Origin of the sequence: Microbacterium xanthum, assembly GCF_034531355.1 — a bacterium.
Classification (GTDB): domain Bacteria; phylum Actinomycetota; class Actinomycetes; order Actinomycetales; family Microbacteriaceae; genus Microbacterium; species Microbacterium xanthum.
Genome location: NZ_JAWHUE010000001.1, coordinates 218,523 through 236,803, shown reverse-complemented (window position 1 = coordinate 236,803; position 18,281 = coordinate 218,523). Strand labels below are relative to the sequence as shown.

Annotated in this window: 16 protein-coding genes; 11 read left to right on the top strand and 5 right to left on the bottom strand. The window is 70.4% G+C overall.

The features are described from left to right. Positions 1–11 precede the first annotated feature (11 nt). Genes RZO50_RS01165 through RZO50_RS01145 form a run of 5 tightly spaced genes read left to right on the top strand, consistent with a single transcriptional unit; the run spans position 12 to position 4,413 of the window. Positions 12–458, top strand: a complete 447-nt coding sequence (locus tag RZO50_RS01165; RefSeq protein ID WP_322597880.1) for an FAS1-like dehydratase domain-containing protein — start codon at positions 12–14, stop codon at positions 456–458. After that, complete coding sequence (locus RZO50_RS01160) at positions 458–868, top strand: MaoC/PaaZ C-terminal domain-containing protein (RefSeq protein ID WP_322597879.1); 411 nt, start codon at positions 458–460, stop codon at positions 866–868. The genes RZO50_RS01165 and RZO50_RS01160 overlap by 1 nt, the downstream gene beginning before the upstream one ends. Next, positions 868–2,004: a UDP-N-acetylmuramate dehydrogenase gene (locus RZO50_RS01155; RefSeq protein WP_322597878.1), complete on the top strand. Its 1,137-nt coding sequence runs from the start codon at positions 868–870 to the stop codon at positions 2,002–2,004. Before RZO50_RS01160 ends, RZO50_RS01155 begins: the two co-directional genes overlap by 1 nt. Positions 2,005–2,008: 4 nt before the next feature. Further along, entirely contained in the window at positions 2,009–3,385 is a 1,377-nt protein-coding gene (locus tag RZO50_RS01150; RefSeq protein WP_322597877.1) for a hemolysin family protein, read from the top strand. Continuing rightward, the gene (locus tag RZO50_RS01145) at positions 3,382–4,413 is read left to right on the top strand and encodes a hemolysin family protein (RefSeq protein ID WP_322597876.1); all 1,032 of its coding nucleotides are present in this window, start codon (positions 3,382–3,384) and stop codon (positions 4,411–4,413) included. Before RZO50_RS01150 ends, RZO50_RS01145 begins: the two co-directional genes overlap by 4 nt. Before the next feature lie 42 nt (positions 4,414–4,455). On the opposite strand, the gene RZO50_RS01140 is transcribed toward RZO50_RS01145, so the two are convergent. Then, complete coding sequence (locus RZO50_RS01140; RefSeq protein ID WP_322597875.1) at positions 4,456–5,655, bottom strand: pyridoxal phosphate-dependent aminotransferase; 1,200 nt, start codon at positions 5,653–5,655, stop codon at positions 4,456–4,458. Between the two features lie 119 nt (positions 5,656–5,774). Between RZO50_RS01140 and RZO50_RS01135 the strand changes: the two genes are divergently transcribed. From RZO50_RS01135 to RZO50_RS01120, 4 genes are read left to right on the top strand one after another with little or no spacing between them, the layout of a single operon-like run. Then, positions 5,775–6,653 carry an ABC transporter ATP-binding protein gene (locus tag RZO50_RS01135; protein ID WP_322597874.1) on the top strand — a complete coding sequence of 293 codons (879 nt, stop codon included), beginning with the start codon at positions 5,775–5,777 and terminating at the stop codon, positions 6,651–6,653. Next, positions 6,650–7,459, top strand: a complete 810-nt coding sequence (locus RZO50_RS01130) for an ABC transporter permease (RefSeq protein ID WP_322597873.1) — start codon at positions 6,650–6,652, stop codon at positions 7,457–7,459. The genes RZO50_RS01135 and RZO50_RS01130 overlap by 4 nt, the downstream gene beginning before the upstream one ends. 31 nt (positions 7,460–7,490) lie before the next feature. Continuing rightward, on the top strand, positions 7,491–8,687 hold the full coding sequence (locus RZO50_RS01125) for a sensor histidine kinase (protein WP_322597872.1): 1,197 nt from the start codon (positions 7,491–7,493) through the stop codon (positions 8,685–8,687). Beyond that, positions 8,684–9,310: a response regulator transcription factor gene (locus RZO50_RS01120; protein WP_322597871.1), complete on the top strand. Its 627-nt coding sequence runs from the start codon at positions 8,684–8,686 to the stop codon at positions 9,308–9,310. Before RZO50_RS01125 ends, RZO50_RS01120 begins: the two co-directional genes overlap by 4 nt. Before the next feature lie 52 nt (positions 9,311–9,362). Here the strand turns inward: RZO50_RS01120 and aceB are convergent, their stop codons facing one another. Both aceB and aceA read right to left on the bottom strand, forming a co-directional pair. Further along, positions 9,363–10,940 carry a malate synthase A gene (aceB, locus tag RZO50_RS01115; RefSeq protein ID WP_322598713.1) on the bottom strand — a complete coding sequence of 526 codons (1,578 nt, stop codon included), beginning with the start codon at positions 10,938–10,940 and terminating at the stop codon, positions 9,363–9,365. A 201-nt stretch (positions 10,941–11,141) separates the two neighbouring features. After that, complete coding sequence (aceA, locus tag RZO50_RS01110; protein WP_322597870.1) at positions 11,142–12,458, bottom strand: isocitrate lyase; 1,317 nt, start codon at positions 12,456–12,458, stop codon at positions 11,142–11,144. A 128-nt stretch (positions 12,459–12,586) separates the two neighbouring features. On the opposite strand from aceA, the gene RZO50_RS01105 reads away from it, so the two are divergent. Beyond that, positions 12,587–14,065: a helix-turn-helix domain-containing protein gene (locus tag RZO50_RS01105; protein ID WP_322597869.1), complete on the top strand. Its 1,479-nt coding sequence runs from the start codon at positions 12,587–12,589 to the stop codon at positions 14,063–14,065. A gap of 78 nt (positions 14,066–14,143) precedes the next feature. Here RZO50_RS01105 and RZO50_RS01100 read toward each other — a convergent pair whose 3' ends face one another. Both RZO50_RS01100 and RZO50_RS01095 read right to left on the bottom strand, forming a co-directional pair. Beyond that, positions 14,144–15,019, bottom strand: coding sequence for a DUF559 domain-containing protein (locus tag RZO50_RS01100; protein ID WP_322597868.1), 876 nt, complete (start codon positions 15,017–15,019; stop codon positions 14,144–14,146). A 208-nt stretch (positions 15,020–15,227) separates the two neighbouring features. Then, complete coding sequence (locus tag RZO50_RS01095; RefSeq protein WP_322597867.1) at positions 15,228–16,763, bottom strand: PucR family transcriptional regulator; 1,536 nt, start codon at positions 16,761–16,763, stop codon at positions 15,228–15,230. A 99-nt stretch (positions 16,764–16,862) separates the two neighbouring features. Here RZO50_RS01095 and gabT point away from each other — a divergent pair, with 99 nt between their 5' ends. Next, on the top strand, positions 16,863–18,275 hold the full coding sequence (gabT, locus tag RZO50_RS01090) for a 4-aminobutyrate--2-oxoglutarate transaminase (protein ID WP_322597866.1): 1,413 nt from the start codon (positions 16,863–16,865) through the stop codon (positions 18,273–18,275). The last annotated feature ends 6 nt before the right edge of the window (positions 18,276–18,281 follow it).

Sequence of the window (18,281 nt, the reverse complement as noted above, 5' to 3'; positions counted from 1 at the left end):
AGGATGACGGTGTGGCAGTGAACCCCGAGCTGGTCGACCGGAGCTTTCCGCCGACGGCCCCCTACCTCGTCGGTCGCGAGAAGGTGCGCGAGTTCTCGCGTGCGGTCTTCGCCGACGACCCCCAGCACACCGACCCGGATGCGGCACGCGCGCTCGGCTACGCCGACGTCGTCGCGCCGCCGACCTTCGCGATGGTCGTCCAGGATCTGACGTTGCAGCAGCTGCTGGCGGTGGAGGACAGCGGCATCGCGTTGGAGCGCCTCATCCACGCCGAGCAGCGCTTCCGCTACACCCGCCCGATCGTCGCCGGTGACGAGTTGACGGCCCAGCTGTCCATCTCGGGCGTGCGAGCGGTCGGTAAGGGAGCGATGGTCACAAGCGAAGCCGAGATCACCGATGCGGACGGAGCTCACGTCGTCACCGCCGTCTCGGTCCTCCTGGTGGGAGGCGAAGACTGATGGGCGCGACCGATCTCCACGTCGGCGACCAGGTCGCCGAGCGCACCGTCCACCTCACCCGGGAGACACTCGTGCGTTATGCCGGTGCTTCCGGCGATTTCAACCCGATCCACTACCGTGACGACGTCGCGACGCGCGTCGGCCTCCCCGGGGTGCTCGCGCACGGCATGCTCACGATGGGGCTCGCCGTCGAGACCCTCGTCCCCTGGCTCGGCGACAGCGGGAAGATCGTCGAGTACGGGGTGCGATTCACCCGACCGGTCGTCGTCGACCCCGACGACGGCGCGCAGCTCTCCGTGGTCGCTGTCGTCGGCGCCGTCGACGAGGACACCGCACGCATCGACCTCACCGTTCGCCACGCCGACACGACCGTGCTCGGCAAGGCGCAGGTCCGGGTCCGACGGGTCTGATGGTCGACGTCACGCCCGTCCCTCTCGCTGAGCTGACCACCCTGCGCACGGGGGGCGTTCCCGAGCGGATGGTCGAGGCCCGCACACAGGCGGACCTCGTCGAGGCGTTGCGCTTCGTGTGGGCGACGGGCGATGAGTGGCTCGTCCTCGGCGGCGGCTCGAACCTCTTCGTCGGCGACGACGATCTCGAGGGCACCGTCATCCGCGTGCTCACCCGCGGCATCGAGCGGCTCCCGTCGCCGCACGAGGGTCGGGTACGGGTGCGGGTGCAGGCGGGACACGGCTGGGACGAGCTCGTGGCGCACACCGTCGCCGAGGGGCTCGCGGGGCTCGAGGCGATGTCGGGCATCCCGGGGACCGTCGGTGCTGCGCCCGTGCAGAACATCGGCGCGTATGGTCAGGAGGTGGTCCGGACCCTCGTCGAGGTCGACCTCATCGACGAGTCGACGGGCGACATCTCCACGGTTCCGACCGAAGAGCTGGGACTCGGATTCCGCACGTCGGTGTTGAAGGCGCACTACGGCTCCGTCCCCGAGAGGTCAGCGGTCATCCTCTCCGCGACCTTCGATCTGGCTGATGTCGGACCGGCGCCGCGCCCGGTCGCCGGGGAGCAGCTGCGCACCGCGCTCGGGCTCGGTGACGGAGGGACCGCCACCCTCGCCGACATCCGTACGCGCATCCTCGAGATCCGCGCGAGCAAGGGGATGGTGCTCGATGCCGAGGACCCCGACACCTGGAGCGCCGGGTCGTTCTTCCAGAACATCGTCGTGCCCGCCCCGGTCGCGCGCACGCTGCCCCCGGAGTGCCCGCGCTGGCCGGTCGAACCCGACATCGACCCCGTCTTGATCATCCCGCTCGCCGCTTTCGACGGCGTGGTCCCTCCCCCCGAAACACGCGAGCCAGACGTGAAGGTCAGCGCGGCGTGGCTCATCGAGCAGGCCGGATTGCGCAAGGGCTTCCGGCTCGCGCCGTCCCGGGCGGGACTGTCGACCAAGCACGCCCTGGCGCTGACCAACCGCGGCGGGGCCTCGGCTGCAGAGATCGCCCAGCTCGCGCGCTTCATCCGCGCGCGCGTGCACGCCGAGTTCGGACTGATGCTCCAGCCCGAACCGGTGCTCGTGAACGTCGAGCTCTGAGTCGATGCTGATCGCGGTCCTCACCCTGCTCCTCGGGATTCTCGCGATCCTGGCGATCATCGTCGCCAACGGCTTCTTCGTCGCGCAGGAGTTCGCCTTCATGTCGGTCGACCGATCTCGACTGCGGGCCCGCGCGGACGAGGGGGATGCCGCGGCGGCACGCGCCCTCCGGGTCACCCGCCGCACCTCCTTCATGCTCTCGGGCGCGCAGCTCGGCATCACGGTGACGGGCCTGCTCATCGGCTATGTCGCCGAGCCGCTCGTGGGGGAATCCCTCGGCACCCTCCTCGGCGGTGCGGGCGTCGACCCCGCGATCAGCATCACCATCGGCACGATCATCGCCCTGGCGCTGTCCACGATCGTGCAGATGATCTTCGGGGAGCTCTACCCCAAGAACCTCGCCATCGCCTCGCCGGATCCGCTGGCGAAGGCGCTGGCACGGCCCACCCTGATCTACCTGGGCGCGTTCGGCTGGCTGGTGATCGTGTTCGACCGCGCGGCGGAGGCTCTGCTGCGGCTGCTCCGCATCGAACCGGTCGAAGACGTCGACAGCAGCGCGACCGCCGATGACCTGGAGCATCTGGTGGCGGAGTCGCGGGAGACGGGCGACCTCCCCGCCGACCTTTCGCTCATGATCGACCGCATCCTCGACTTCCCCGAGCGTGATGTCGAACACGCGATGATCCCTCGGCACCGCGCCGACACCGTCTCACCCGAGCTGCCGCTGTCGGAGCTGCGAAAGACGATGGTCGCCGGTCACACCCGCTACCCGGTGGTCGTCGACGATGAACCGGTGGGGATCGTGGAGATGGTCGACGTGCTGCGGGCCGGCGACGACGGGACGGTGGCCGACATCATGCGCGTCCCTACGATCGTCCCCACCCTCATGCCGCTGCCACAGGCTCTGGCGACGATGACCGCGGAGAGCAACGAGCTCGCGTGCGTCATCGACGAGTACGGCGTCTTCGCGGGCGTGGTGACCGTGGAAGACCTCGCCGAGGAGGTCGTCGGCGACGTCACCGACGAACACGACGAGGGTGCCACCGAGATCGTGCGGCCGCTCGGCGGCGGTCGATGGCGCATGGGCGGGGACGTCCACATCGACGAGGTGGAACGGGCCGTGGGCGTCGAGCTCCCCGCGGGTGACTACGAGACCGTGGCGGGCCTGCTCATCGCGCAGGCCGGCGGACTCCCAGACCTCGGGGCGAGCCTCGACGTCCGGATCGACGCCGACCCCGCCGATCTGATCGCCGATGAGCCCGTCGTGCGGGTCCTGCGGGCCCGCGTCCTCTCCGTGGCGCGGCACGTTCCGTCCGTCGTCGAGGTCGAGATCGTTCGAGATCGCACCGACGGCCCGGACGCCGAGGGAGGGGAGCGATGAGCGCCGGTCTTGTCGTGGCGATCACGATCGCCCTCATCGCGCTGAGCGCCTTCTTCGTCGTCATCGAGTTCGCCCTGCTCGCCGTGCGGCGTCACCGACTCGAGGAACAGGCGCAGACCAGCCGTTCGGCACGGGCCGCGCTGAAGGGCGCGAACGAGTTGACCCTGATGCTCGCCGGCGCACAGCTGGGTATCACCGCGTGCACCTTCGCGCTCGGCGCCGTCACCAAGCCCGCCGTCGACAAGGCGATCGCGCCCATCCTGCTCACCTGGGGGCTTCCCGAATGGGGCGCCGACGTCGTGGCCTTCGCGGTGGCGCTGCTGGTCGTGACCTTCCTGCACCTGGTGGTCGGTGAGATGGCGCCGAAGTCGTGGGCGATCGCCCACCCGGAGCGTGCCGCGAAGCTCATCGGCATCCCCTCCCGGGCGTTCGTGTGGGTGTTCCGGCCCCTGCTGCTCTGGGTGAACCGCATCGCCAACCGCCTCGTCGCCGCCAGCGGCGTGGAGCCGGTCGACCGAGCGGCCGCGGGCGGCCTCGACGTGGATGCCGTCCGCCAGCTCGTCGAGCACTCCACGCAGGTCGGCGCGCTCGAAGAGTCCTACCGTTCACCGCTCGCCGGAGTCATCGACCTCCGGACCCGTACCATCGGGTCCCTCCTCCACGCCGACGCCGAGCTGAGCGCAGTCGATGACGGTGCGACCGTCGGCGACATCCGCGACGCCGCGTCGGCGTCGGGACACATGCGCATCCTCGTCCGCGGGGCGACCACGCACGTCGTCCACGTTCGCGATGTCCTCCTGGACGCCCCCGAACGGCCGGCCGCGGACGTCTCCCGTCGGGCGTTCACCCTCGATCACGAGACCCTCGTACACGAAGCGCTGACCGCGATGCGCCGTGCGAGCGAACAGCTCGCCGTCATCACCCGGGACGGCCGACTCGCGGGCGTGGTCACCATCGCCGACATCCTGCGCGAAGTGCTGCCACCGGCGCCGGTCGTCGCGTCCGGACAGCCCGACGCGACACCCTGACGGTGACGCCGGGGGCGGGCGGACCGACCCCCGGCGGACACGTCAGGAGAACAGCTCCTGCAGTCGACGCATGCCCTCCAGCAGCTCGTCTTCGCCGAGCGCGTACGACAGGCGGAGGTACCCGCTCGGACCGAACGCCTCGCCGGGCACCACGGCGACTTCGGCCTTCTCGAGGATGAGGTCGGCCAGTTCCAGTGTGTTCGTGGGGGTGATGCCGGCCCACTCACGCCCGAGGAGCGCGGTGACGTCCGGGTAGGCGTAGAACGCGCCGAGCGGAGTCGGCACGTTCACGCCGTCGATCTTCTTGAGTTCGTCGACGATCAGTCCGCGCCGACGGTCGAAGGCGGTGCGCATCTTCTCGGCCTCGCTCTGCGGGCCGGTGAGCGCCGCGAGTGCAGCCCGCTGGGCGACGTTGTTGACGTTGCTGCACAGGTGGGACTGCAGGTTGCCGGCGATCTTGATCGCGTCCTTCGGCCCGATCATCCAGCCCACACGCCATCCCGTCATCGCGTAGGTCTTGGCCACACCGTTGACCAGGATCGTCTGCGCGGCCGCCTCCGGGACGGCTTCGACGACCGAGGTGGCGCGCACACCCTGGTAGACGAGGTTCTGGTAGATCTCGTCCGAGATGATCCAGATGCCGTGCTCGAGCGCCCACTCCGCGATCGCCTGCACCTCGTCCGCCGTGTACACGGCACCGGTGGGGTTCGACGGGGAGACGAACACCAGCGCGGTGGTCTTCTCGGTCCGGGCGGCCTCGAGCTGGTCGACCGTGACCTTGTACTCCTGGTCGGCCCCCGCGAACACCTCGACCGGCACGCCGTCGGCAAGGGCGATCGCCTCGGGGTACGTCGTCCAGTAGGGCGCGGGCAGCAACACCTCGTCGCCGGGGTTCACCACGGTCTGGAAAGCCTGATAAACGGCCTGCTTGCCGCCGTTGGTCACGATGACCTGCGACGGATCGATCTCGATCCCGGAGTCCTCGTGCGTCTTGGCGGCGATGGCCTCCCGCAGAACGGGAAGCCCCGCTGCGGGCGTGTACCGGAAGTTCGCGGGGTCGTGCAACGCCTGCGCGGCGGCATCGACGATGAAGTCCGGCGTTGCGAAGTCGGGCTCGCCGGCGGCATAGCTGATCACCGGGCGGCCGGCGGCCTTGAGCGCTTTGGCCTTCGCGTCGACCTTCAGGGTCGCCGACTCGGCGATCGCGGACAGCTTGCGGGACAGGGGGGCGCGTTCGGTCACGCCCCCAGCGTAGCCGTCCCGACGCCGCGGGACGCAGGCCCGTGTCCACCGGATGGTGGACGGCGGATCCGCCGGATGGGCGCTACCGGACGTCGCGGAACCGCGGAATCGTGGTGGTCATGGAACAGATCGCCGTGCGGGTGGAGAACCTGCGCAAACACTACGGCCGGCGCGCCGCCGTCGAAGACGTGTCGTTCGAGATCCGACGGGGCGAGACCTTCGCCCTGCTCGGACCGAACGGGGCCGGGAAGTCGACGACGGTGGAGATCCTCGAAGGGTACCGGCGTCGGACCTCCGGCGAGGTGCGCGTGCTCGGGCACGACCCGGCGCGCGGCGATGCCGCCTTCCGGTCGAGGATCGGTGTCGTGTTGCAGTCCGCGGGCGAGCTCGGTCCCCTCACCGTGCGCGAACAGGTGACCCAGTTCGCCGGGTTCTACCCGAACGCCCGCGATGTGGACGAGGTCATCGCCGCGGTCGGACTCACCGAGCACGCGGGGCGCCGCGTCTCGAAGCTCTCCGGGGGTCAGCAGCGCCGCGTCGACGTCGCGCTGGGGATCGTCGGGCGCCCGGAGGTGCTCTTCCTGGACGAACCCACCACCGGATTCGACCCGGCCGCGCGGCGGTCGTTCTGGGAGCTCATCCGCTCCCTCTCCGCCGACGGCGTCACGATCGTGCTGACCACCCACTACCTCGACGAGGCGGCGCACCTGGCCGACCGTGTCGGCATCATCGCCGAGGGGCGCCTGCGGGCGGTCGGGGGAGTGCACGACATCGGTGGACCCGACATCCGGACGCCGGTCGTCCGCTGGCGTGAAGGCGGTGACCTGCGCGAACTGCGCACCGCCGAGCCGGGACGGGCGATCGCCGAGCTCGTCGACCGGTCCGGCGCCGAGCCCGCGGACCTGCAGGTCATCCGCCCGACCCTCGAGGACGTCTACCTCGATCTCGTGGCCACGCCTCGCGCGGCTGAGACGACCCAGACGGAGGGTGTGCGATGAGTGCCGTCGCGCTGGGTGCCTGGCGTACCCGCTACGAACTGCTCCAGTACGTCCGCTCCGGCGACACGGTCGTGTTCACGTTCTTGTTCCCGATCGTCCTGCTTGCGCTGTTCTCGGCGATCTTCGGGGCGGACGGCGAGTATGCACCCGCCCCCGGACTTCCCCCCGTGCCCGTCGCCCAGATGTATCTGCCCGCCATGCTCGCCGGCGGGATGCTCTTGTCCGGTTTCCAGAATCTGGCCATGGACATCGCGAACGAACGCACGAACGGAATGCTCAAGCGGTTGGGTGCCACGCCGCTGTCGCCGCTGTCCTACTTCGTCGGCAAGATCGGCCAGGTCGGAACCACCTCCGTCATCCAGGCCGCGCTCCTCATCGTCTTCGCGACCGTCGTGTACGGCGTGCCGTTGCCGACCGAGCCGGGAAAGTGGCTGACGTTCGCATGGGTCTTCGTGCTCGGCGTGGTGGCCTCCTCACTGCTCGGTGTCGCCCTGTCCGCGGTGCCGCGTTCGGGGCGCAGTGCGAGTGCCGTGATCATCCCCATCGTCCTCGTCGTGCAGTTCATCTCCGGGGTGTACCTCTTCTTCTTCTTGCTTCCCGACTGGTTGCAGACGATTGCGGCCGTCCTACCGGTGAAGTGGATGGCGCAGGGGATGCGCGAGATCTTCCTGCCGCCGGAGTACGCCGTCCTCGAGCAGCACCAGGAGTGGAACCTCGCCGGTGTCGCGATCGCTCTCACGATCTGGGCGGTCATCGGCCTGCTCACCGCGCGCGTGACGTTCCGATGGAGCCGCCGGGACGCGTAACGTCATCTTCGACCGAGCGGGGAGGAGGGGCATGTACAGCACACGCTGGTGGGACATCGCGGTGGCCGGCGGTCTCGCCGCCATCACCGCGTTCGCCGTGGCGGGGGCCGTGGGGAGCGGCTGGCCGGGATCGCTCGGAGCGACAGCGTCGATCCTGGTCTTCGCGCTCGGCTATCTGCTCATCCGTCCCGGGATCGTCCGAGGCGCCGCTCGCCCGTGGCGCCTGGCGCTGGGAGTGCCGGCGATCGCCGCCGCGATCCTCTTCGGAATCGCGACCGTACCCTTCCTCGCCATGCTGCAAGCGCTGGCGTTCCCTCTCGTCTGGATCACGACCACGACGCGACGCGGAGCCGTGCTCGGGAGTACGGCGGTCGCGGGCGCGACCTTCCTGGGCTTCTGGGCGGGGGGCGGCTTCGCGCTCTCGGCGATGTGGTGGGGGCTGCTCACCGCGGGCGTCTCTCTCGGCTTCGCCGTCGCGCTCGGACTCTGGATCGGCGCCATCGCGGACTACGGCGAAGATCGTGCCCGTCTGGTCGCCGAGCTGACCGCCGCGCAGGAACAGGTCGAGGTGCTCAGCCGCGAACGCGGCGCCGCGGCCGAGCGTGAGCGCCTGGGTCGCGACATCCATGACACCCTCGCCCAGACCCTCGCCGGCCTCGCGCTCCTCAGCGAACGTGCGAGGCGTCAGCTCGGCCGCGGCGAGGCCGACGCGGCGGCGGCCACGATCGCAACGGTCGAGCAGCTCTCGCGTGACGCGCTCGCCGAGGCGCGGAGCCTCATCGCCCGAACCGCCGCGGTGCCCGCCGACACGGCGCTCGGCGATGCCGTCGAGCGGCTGGTCGAGCGTTTCCGAACCGAGGCGGGACTCGCGGTCGAGATGACCGTCGACCTCGACCATGATGCGGGCACGACTCGCGAGACCCAGTTGGTGGTGCTGCGCTGCCTGCAGGAAGCGCTCTCGAACATCCGGAAGCACGCCGACGCGGAATCGGTGCGCGTCACGGTGTCGGCCGGGAGGGACCGCGCCCGCCTCGAGGTCTCCGACGACGGGGGCGGATTCGACGTCGACGCCCGGCGCACCGGGTTCGGGTTGGACGGCATGACCGACCGGGTCGCCCTCGCCGGGGGGACCCTGACGGTCGACTCGGTCCCCGGCGGCGGAACCGTCTTGGCCGTCGACCTGCCTGCCATGGCCGCCTCGGCCCCGACCCGAGGGCAGAACGCATGATCCGACTGGTCATCGTCGACGATCATCCGGTGGTGCGTGCCGGACTGGTCGGTCTGCTCTCCGACGAACCGGGTCTCGAGGTCGTCGGCGAGGCCGCCGACGGTGAGGCTGCCCTGCGCGTGGTCGCGGCCACCGACCCCGACGTCGTGCTGATGGACCTGCGGATGCCGGGCGTGGACGGTGTCGCGGCGACCGCGAGGATCGTCGCCGACTACCGGGCGAGGGTGCTCATCCTCACGACCTACGAAACGGATGACCAGATCCTCGCGGCCATCGAGGCCGGCGCCGGCGGGTACCTTCTGAAGGCCGCGCCGCAGGACGAGATCGTGGCGGGCATCCGTTCGGTCGCGGCCGGGCAGACGGCGCTCAGCCCTCAGGTGGCGGTGCGTCTGGTCCAGCGGATGCGGGAGCCCGCGCCGGAACCGGCGACCCTGCTCACCGTACGCGAGATCGACGTTCTCCGGCTCGTCGCCGCCGGGCGGAGCAACAAGCAGATCGCCGGAGACCTCGGGATCGGCGAATCGACGGTGAAGACGCATCTGCTGCGCACCTTCGACAAACTCGGCGTCGCCGACCGCACCCGCGCGGTGACCCTCGCTATGGAGCGTGGACTGCTGGCATGACGAGGCCCCTCCCACCGCGACGGCTCACGGGGGAGGGGCCGGGTGGACGTCGTCAGTCGGCCAGGTATCGGGCGTAGGCGCCCAGGGTCAGGAACGCCGGGAACTCCTCACCGGTCGCGACGTCGCGGAAGATCCCGGCCGCTTCGTCGAAACGGTCGCCGTCGAAGCGGTCCGCCTCCTCCAGAACCTCGCCGATGAGCTCCTCGATGTACTCGCGGGTGATGGCCGTACCGTCCTCGGTGGTGCGGTCCTGGTGGATCCACTGCCAGATCTGGCTGCGCGAGATCTCGGCGGTGGCGGCATCCTCCATGAGACCGTCGATCGCCACCGCGCCCAGACCCCGCAGCCACGCCTCGATGTAGCGGATGCCCACCGAGACGTTGTCGTGCACACCCTTCGCGGTGATGGGGCGCCCGATCTGCAGGTCCAGCAGATCCGCTGCCGACACGTGCACGTCATCGCGCTGGCGGGCGACCTGGTTCGGGCGCTCGCCGAGCACGGCGTCGAACTCCGCCTGCGCCGTGGGGATGAGGTCCGGGTGGGCCACCCACGTGCCGTCGAAGCCGTCCGTCGCCTCGCGCTTCTTGTCGGCGGCCACTTTCTCGACCGCTCGCTGCGTCATCTCCGGGTCGCGACGGTTGGGGATGAACGCGCTCATCCCGCCGATCGCGAAGGCCCCCCGCTTGTGGCAGGTCTTCACCAGCAGCTCGGTGTACGCGCGCATGAAGGGCACGGTCATCGTCACCTCGCTGCGGTCGGGAAGCACGAATCGTGCGCCCCGTCCGCGGTAGTTCTTGATGATCGAGAAGATGTAGTCCCACCGACCCGCGTTCAAACCCGCGCAGTGCTCCCGCAGCTCGAAGAGGATCTCCTCCATCTCGAATGCCGCCGGCAGCGTCTCGATGAGCACCGTCGCCCGGATGGTGCCGTGGGGAATGCCGACGTACTCCTCGCTGAAGGTGAACACGTCATCCCACAGCTTGGCCTCTTCGGCCGATTCGAGCTTGGCGATGTAGAAGTAGGGGCCGCGGCCCCGGGCGATCAGCTCGGCGGCGTTGTGGAAGAAGTACAGTCCGAAGTCCACCAGCGACCCCGAGGCCGCCATCGACCGGCTCAGGCGGTCGGTGAAGCGGATGTGCTCCTCGACCAGGTGCCAGCCGCGCGGTCGCATCACGATCGTCGGGGTCTGCTCGGCGGTGACGCGGTACTCCTTCCCGGCCTCGTTGGTGAAGGTCAGTCGCCCGCGGATGCCGTCGTACAGCGACAGCTGCCCCTCGATCACGTTCTGCCACGTCGGGCTGGTCGCATCCTCCTGGTCGGCCAGCCACACCTTGGCACCGGAGTTCAGGGCGTTGATGGTCATCTTCGGATCGGTCGGGCCGGTGATCTCGACGCGGCGGTCCTCCAGGCCCGGGCCCGCGCCGGCCACCCGCCACTCCGGATCCTCTCGGATGTGCGCCGTGTCGTGACGGAAGTGGGGGTCCTGCCCGTTGCCGATCTCGAAGCGACGGCGCATCCGGTCGGCGAGGCGGTCGTGACGGCGGCCCGCGAAGCGGTGGTGCAGGGCGGCGAGGAACGCGATCGCCTCGGGGGTGAGGATCTCGTCGTACCGGGGGCCGACGTGGCCCATGAGCTCGATCGAGGCCGCGCCGGCTCCCGTCGGGATCGGTCCGGTCGTGGGGCGGATCTGGTCGGTTGTGGGCGGGATGCCCGTGTCGGTGATGGTCATGATCTCTCCAAGTCTTCGTTTCCCGGTCCGCGCGTCCCACTTTCTGCTCCTCTGCACAGACAGAAGAGCAGAAAGTGGGACATGCGGGCGGGGCGTGCGGTGTCAGTGGAACTGCTGGGCCTCGGTGGATCCCACGAGGGCGAGGGTGGCGCTGTCGGGGTTGAGCGCCGTGGAGACGTGGTCGAAGTATCCGGTGCCCGCCTCGCGCTGGTGCTTGGTGGCGGTGTAGCCCTGCGCCTCGGCGGCGAACTCGGCCTCCTGCAGTTCGACGTACGCGCTCATGGCGCGCTCGGCGTAGCCGCGGGCGAGGTCGAACATCGAGTGGTTCAGGGCGTGGAAGCCCGCCAGCGTGATGAACTGGAACTTGTACCCCAGCGCCGCCAGCTCCGCCTGGAACGTGGCGATCTGGTCGTCGTCGAGATGCCGCTTCCAGTTGAAGCTCGGCGAGCAGTTGTAGGCCAGGAGTTTGCCGGGGAACTCCGCGTGGATCGCCTCGGCGAACGCCCGCGCGAGTTCGATGTCGGGTTCACCGGTCTCGACCCACAGCAGGTCGGCGTACGGCGCGAACGCGAGTCCGCGGCTGATGACCGCGTCCAGGCCGGGGCGCACGCGGTAGAAGCCCTCGCTCGTGCGCTCGCCGGTGGTGAACTGCTGGTCGCGCGGGTCGACGTCGCTGGTCAGCAGGTCTGCGGCCAGCGCGTCGGTGCGGGCGATGATGACGGTCGGAACGCCGGCGACGTCGGCCGCGAGACGGGCGGCGTTGAGGGTGCGGATGTGCTGTTGCGTGGGCACCAGCACCTTGCCCCCGAGGTGGCCGCACTTCTTCTCGCTCGCGAGCTGGTCCTCCCAGTGGATGCCCGCGGCTCCGGCCTGGATCATCGACTGGGCGAGTTCGTAGGCGTTCAGCGGCCCACCGAAGCCGGCCTCGGCGTCGGCGACGATGGGGGCCATCCAGTCACGAGAGATCTCACCCTCGGCGTGCTCGATGCCGTCCTGGCGGAGCAGCGCGTTGTTGATGCGGCGCACGACGGAGGGGACGGAGTTGGCCGGGTACAGGCTCTGATCGGGGTAGGTCTGCCCGGCGAGGTTGCCGTCGGCGGCGACCTGCCAGCCCGAAAGGTAGATGGCCTTCAGGCCCGCGCGCACCTGCTGCACCGCCTGACCCCCGGTGTATGCGCCGAGTGCTCGGATGTACTCCTCGGTGTGCAGGAGATTCCACAGGTTCTCCGCACCTCGCCGCGCGAGGGTCTGCTCCTCGCGGACGGAGCCGCGCAGGCGGATGACGTCGTCGGCGGTGTACGTGCGCTCGACGCCGTCCCACCTCGGGTCGGTGTCCCATTCCTGCTGGAGATCAGCGGCGGTCTGGGTCTGGTCGCCCGAGCGGAGGGGCGGCTGTCCGGGGGTGGCGAGATACGTCATCGGCTCTTCTCCTGGGTTGTGCGTGGACGGGAGGTCGTGAGACCACTTTGCGTGAAGTTTCCCGCCGAAAACCGCCATCTGCGATGTGAAGATTCCCGAATATTCTGCATTCGTGACAGAATCGCCCCATGGAGAGCGCGCACACCGTCGACGACGAGGCCGGTTCGGTCGACGATGAAGACGTGGACACCCTGACGATCGGACGACGCATCCGCCAGGTGCGCACCGCCCAGGGCATGACGCTCGAGGCGCTCGCCGGCGCGGTGGACCGCGCGCCGAGCCAGCTGTCGATGATCGAGAACGGGCGCCGGGAGCCGAAACTGACGCTGCTGCGGGCGATCGCCCGCGCGCTCGGCACCTCGCTGGATGCGCTGCTGGAGTCCGAGCCGCTCGACGAACGCGCCGCGATGGAGATCGCGCTCGAACGCGCGATGCGCGGCCAGACCTTCCAGGCGCTCGGGATCGCGCCGTTCCGCATCGCCAAGACGATGCCCGACGACGCGTTGCGGACGATGCTCGCCCTGCAAGGCGAGATCGAGCGGCTCCGAGACGAGCGCGCGGCCACGCCCGAAGAGGCCCGTCGCGCCAACGTGTCGTTGCGTCGCCTCATGCGCATGCAGAACAACTACTTCCCGGAGCTCGAACAGCGCGCCCGTGACATCCTCACAGCCGTCGACCATCCCGGGGGTCCGCTGACCCAGCGCACCGCATCCGACATCGCCGCGCACCTGGGCTTCACGCTGCACTACGTTCCGGATCTTCCGCAGACCACGCGCAGCGTCGCCGACATCCGCAACGGGCGCCTGTACCTCTCGAGTCGACTCTCGTCGAAAGGCGACCCGCGCACCGCTGTGCTGCAGGCGCTGTCCAGCCGCATCCTCGATCACACCGAACCCACCGGGTACGCCGAGTTCCTGCGCCAGCGCGTCGAGACGAACTACCTCACGGGCGCGCTCCTCATGCCCGAAGCGCATATCGTTCCCGCCCTGCAGGCGGCCAAGCGCGACCGGTCCCTTTCGATCGAGGACCTTCGCGACACGTACTCGGTGTCGTACGAGACGGCGGCGCACCGCTTCACCAACCTCGCCACCGTGCACCTGGACATCCCCGTGCACTTCCTGAAAGTGCATGAGTCGGGCACGATCACGAAGGCCTACGAGAACGACGACGTGAATTTTCCCGCCGATCGGCTGGGCGCGATCGAGGGGCAGATGTGCTGCCGCAAGTGGACCAGTCGCGTGGTCTTCGACGTCGATGACCACTTCAACCCGTACTACCAGTACACCGACACCGGCAACGGCACCTACTGGTGCACGGCCCGCGTGGAGTTCTCCAGCGAGGGCGCGCACTCGGTGAGCGTGGGGGTGCGCTTCGACGACACCAAGTGGTTCCTCGGACGCGACACCGCCAACCGCGGCGTGTCGAAACACTCGGTGGAGGTGTGCTGCCGTCGTGCCCCGGAGGACCTCGAGGCGGCGTGGCGGGCGCATTCGTGGCCGAACGTCCGCACGCCTCGCACGCTCCTGGCGACCCTTCCCACCGGGTCTTTCCCCGGCGTCGACACCACAGACGTCTACGAGTTCCTCGAGGCGCACGCGCCGCGCTGAGGCCCGCCCGCCGCGCCGTGCGCACGACAGCGGGCATCCTCCCCGACACGCCGTCCGCCCGGGCACCGGACCGGCGTGTCACCGCCGATCCCCGCTGCCGTGCACGGGGTGCGAGCCGCCCCCGCGTCGCCGGAGGTGGCTGCCGCGGTCCAGGTGGGCGAGGATCGCCGCCTCGACGGCCGGCCAATCATGCACGACGAGCGCGTAGTCGAAGCGGAGGGTCGTATAGCCCCACGCCGCGGCGTTCGCGTCGCGGACGAGGTCCTTGTGGCGGTGGGTCGGTCCGTCGTGGTTCTCGACGCCGTCGACTTCGACGATGAGACGGTCTCCCAGCAGGAAGTCGACCCGGCCGACCGAGACGATGGACACCTGTGCGCGGATGCGCACCCCCGCCCCGCGGAGACGCCACCGGAGGACAGACTCGAGACCGCTCTCCGCATCCCCCCGCGCGAAGTCGATGGCCTCTCGAGCCGTATCGTTCGCGTGCGCACGCAGCCAGGCGACGCCCGACCGGGTGATCAGGCGCAGGTGCAGTGCGGACTCGAGCGCGACGAAGAACTCCTCGACGCCGCGGCACGCGAGGATCTGGCGGAGAAGCCGCGGGATCGGCGGAGCGGCGAAGGCGCTGCGCTCGTCGAGCGCATCATCCCAGTGCTCCACGCACGCGCATGCGTCGTGCACGCGTCGGTGCCCGTGACCGCGCAGCCAGACGTGCACCTCGTCCGGCGGTGCGAGGGTCCATAGGCCGGCGTGCCGTGCGGCGGTCACACACGCGATCGCGCCGCCGTGGAGCGCGGCGGCGCGGCGGAGATCGCAGGTGTCCCGGTCGGCATAGACACCGCGCCGGAGCAGGACGAGCTCGCCGTCGCGCCGTCGTGACTCCACCGCCCGCCGCGTGCAGCCGGCGGCGCGCAGCGCCGCATACGTCCAGACCGCCGCCGACTCCCCGCACATGATCGAACCGTGCCGTGATGGCAGCGGCCGCACGTGCCGTGACGTGACTTCTGTGGAGGACCTCACCCCTGTGGACAACCTGCCCGCGTCGCGGGCTGTGCATATCCGCGGGGATCGTCGATGACACGCCGTGGAGGGGTGCCGGCCGGCGGCGCGTCGGCGCCGATCCCCGCTCGTATGCACGCGGGGGAGGGGATCGTGGGCGGCGTCAGGCGTCGGGGTCGAGGGCCTGGAACGCGGCCCAGAGTTCGGCGCGCACCGCGAACGACGTGAGGTCGCGTGCGAGCGCCTTCTCGGCGGCCGCGAGTCGCGCGCGCACCGTGTGACGGTGCACGCCGAGCGCGCGTGCGGTCGCCTCGTGGGAGCAGTCGGCGTCGAGCCAGGCGCGCACGGTCTGGTGCAGGGCGGCTCCGTGGGCGCGGTCGTACTCGACGAGCGGGTGGAGCGCGGCGGCGGCGAGGGCGCGGGCATCGGCGGTGTCCAGGGCCGTGAGGATGCCGGTGCGGGCGACGTCGGCGAACCGGGTCACGCCGCCGTCGCCGCGGTCGCGCGCGACGCGGGCCTGGTCCATGGTGCGCGCGAACGTGCTGTACGTCGCGGGAGAAGCCACCCCGATGCGGCACCCGAAGCGGTCGGCGATGTCATTCATCACCTCGGTGCGCGAGGCGGGCGCGACGATGACGAGACCGTCTTCGCTGCGCCCGAAGAACAGCGTGCCGCGCCTCTCGTCGGCACGGACCTCGAGGTACTCGGCAACCGCATCCGACCACGCCGCGCCGGCGTCGGTCAGTCCCACGGCCAGCGGCGGCTCGGGCATCGGACCCCAGACGTCGCGTGCGATGCGTCGGGCGGCGGCGGAGTCTTCGCCCTGCAGTGACTGTACGACGCCGGCTCGGAGGGCGCCCCGAGCCCGCGCGAGGTCGCCGTGCTGTTCGAGTGCGAGGCCGGCCATGGCGATGACGGCGGTGACCACCCCGCGGCCCTCGCGGTCGAGATCGCCGGCGCCGATCGCGATGACGCCGCGCAGGTGTCCGCCGCGTCCGAGGGTCTGAAGGGTGAAAGGCGTGTCACCGATCCGCAGGGACGAGCCGGCCCGCGCGCCGCGACGCAGCACTGCGCCGACCTCGGTGCGGAGGGCGCCCGCGGTCTCCGCACTCAGCCCGGCGGCCGGATGCTGCCGCGACAACTCGCCGGCGGCATCGAACAGACCGACCCACGCGCCCAGCTGTCGGGCGAGTTCGGAGACGGTTGCGCCGAGGCCGTCGGGGCGCAGTGCGGCCAAGGCGATCGCCCGTTGGGCCGACAAGGCCCACGTGCGCCGTGCATAGGAGCTTGCCGCGACCTCTTCGGCGTTCGCGCGCGCCACGGCGATGAACGGCGTCCGGTACGGCACCTCGAACAGCGGCATGGATGCGGCCCGGCACGCAGCGATCAACGGTGACGGCACGCCCTCGCGCACGACCTCGGTCCCGAACCCGACCCCGACCACGCCTCGATCGGCGAGGCGCGCGACATACTTCCCGTACGCGTCCACCCCCACTGCCTCGAACTGGCGACCGGTGGTCAACAGCACGAGGCCCTCGGAGAGGAACGGGGTCGGGTCGGCGAGGTCGCTCGAGTGCACCCAGCGCACCTCGCGCGACAGGCGCCGGGTGTCGGCGGTGGCGAGGTCGCGCAGCGAGAGATCGGCGCGGCGCAGCAGCGAAGCGACCGTCGGGTGACTCGGGGCGGCGGCGGTCGTCATCGGTGCTCCTCGCGATCTGTACGACACGTACAAGCGTCTGCAGAGAATGTACAACCAGGACGGTGCGCGCGGGGGTCTCGCGCTTCTACGCTCGCGACCATGACCACCACTGCCCTCGAGACCGTGCCCGTCGGCGGCCCCGCCCTCCCGCAGGAGCGCCGCATGGTGACCGCCATCCCCGGCCCCGCGTCGCGAGCGCTGCTGGAACGCAAGGCGGCCGCCGTGTCCGCCGGCGTCGGCCACACCGTCCCGATCGAGGCGGTCGCCGCCGGCGGGGGAGTCGTCGTCGACGCCGATGGCAACTCGCTCATCGACCTGGGTTCGGGCATCGCCGTGACGACGGTCGGCAACGCCCATCCCGCCGTCGCCGCCGCCGTCCAGCGGCAGGTCGCCCAGTTCACCCACACCTGCTTCATGATCTCGCCGTACGAGTCCTACGTCGGCGTCGCCGAAGCGCTCAACCGGCTCACCCCCGGCGACCACGTCAAGAAGAGCGCGCTGTTCAATTCCGGTGCCGAGGCGGTCGAGAACGCCGTCAAGATCGCCAGGAAGCACACCGGGCGCCAAGCCGTCGTCGCTTTCGACCACGCCTACCACGGCCGCACGAACCTCACGATGGCCCTGACCGCGAAGTCCATGCCCTACAAGAGCGGCTTCGGCCCGTTCGCCGGCGAGGTCTACCGAGCCCCCGGGTCGTACCCGTACCGCGATGGGCTCTCCGGCGCGGAGGCCGCGGCCCGCGCGATATCGCAGATCGAGAAGCAGGTGGGAGCAGACAACCTCGCCGCCGTGATCATCGAACCGATCCTCGGCGAGGGCGGCTTCATCGTCCCGGCCGAAGGATTCCTGCCCGCCGTCGTGGAGTGGTGCCGGAGCAACGGCGTCGTGTTCATCGCCGACGAGGTGCAGACCGGATTCGCGCGCACCGGGGCGATGTTCGCCAGCGAGCTGTTCGGGATCGTCCCCGACCTGATCACCACCGCCAAGGGCATCGCCGGCGGTCTGCCGCTCGCGGCCGTGACAGGCCGCGCCGACATCATGGATGCCTCGCACCTGGGCGGGCTGGGCGGCACGTACGGCGGCAATCCGATCGCCTGCGCGGCGGCGTTGGCGACCATCGAGGCCATGGAGCACGGGGACCTCGCCCGGCGCGCCGACGAGGTCGGCGCGATCCTGCGCGATCGCCTCGGTGCGATTCAGGCGCATGACCGGCGGCTCGGCGACATCCGTGGACGCGGCGCGATGGTTGCGGCCGAGTTCGTCGATCCCGAAACCGGCGCGCCTGATCCGGCACTCACTGCGACGATCGCGAAGGCGTGTATCGCGGAGGGCGTGATCGTGCTCACCTGCGGAACCTACGGCAACGTGCTGCGGTTCCTGCCGCCGTTGTCGATCGGCGACGACCTGCTGCACGAGGCGATGGACGTCCTCGCTCAGGAGGTGGCGGCCGCCGAGTCGGGCACCGCCCCCGCGCTCGCCGGCGACGACGCGCCGCGCCCTGACGCCGATTGACCACAC